Consider the following 661-nt stretch of genomic DNA (forward strand, 5'->3'; position numbering starts at 1 on the left):
GTTCCTTGCGATACATCGCTAACTACTTAGGCTTTAGTAAGACCACCATCTTTAACGAACTTCACCGGCTAAATAGTAAGTACCAGGCTGAGCTAGCGCAAACTGACTTTGAACAAAAGGTTAGTCAACGGGGGCGGAAGTCTTCGCTCACTAAAAACCTTAAACACTTGGTCGAGGAAAAGATTCAAGTCCAGAAGTGGTCCCCTGAACAAGTTGCCCATGTGGTTGGGATTGCCTACAAGACGGTTTATAACTGGATTGATCAAGGATGGCTTGATGTACAGCTGCCCGATTTGCCTGATCATGGAATTCGTCGTCATCGCGCTAAAGAAAAGCGTGGTACATTCAGTCACGGCCGCTCAATTGAGGAGCGTCCTCATAAAGTCGAAACTCGCCAGGAATTCGGCCACTTTGAAGCTGATACCGTACTTTCTGGTAAACGTAAAGGTCAAGCTGTGGCGACTTTTGTGGAGCGTAAGAGTCGCCTGACAATTGTTAAACGGCTCCATAGTCGCGACAGTCAGTCCATGACTCAAGCCGTACTTGAACTAGCTGGTCAACTTCAAGACAAGCTCAAGACGCTGACCGTGGATCATGGTAAAGAGTTCGCTAACTATCAGACAATTGAACGGCAAACTGGTACTCCGGTTTATTTTGCCCA

Annotated in this window: 1 protein-coding gene; it reads left to right on the forward strand. The window is 47.0% G+C overall.

From position 1 onward, the window contains the following. On the forward strand, nucleotides 1–661 hold a 661-nt coding region (locus QOS07_RS09290; protein ID WP_283588653.1), incomplete at both ends, for an IS30 family transposase.

The sequence above is a fragment of the Limosilactobacillus viscerum genome (genome assembly GCF_947387525.1).
Lineage (GTDB): Bacteria > Bacillota > Bacilli > Lactobacillales > Lactobacillaceae > Limosilactobacillus > Limosilactobacillus viscerum.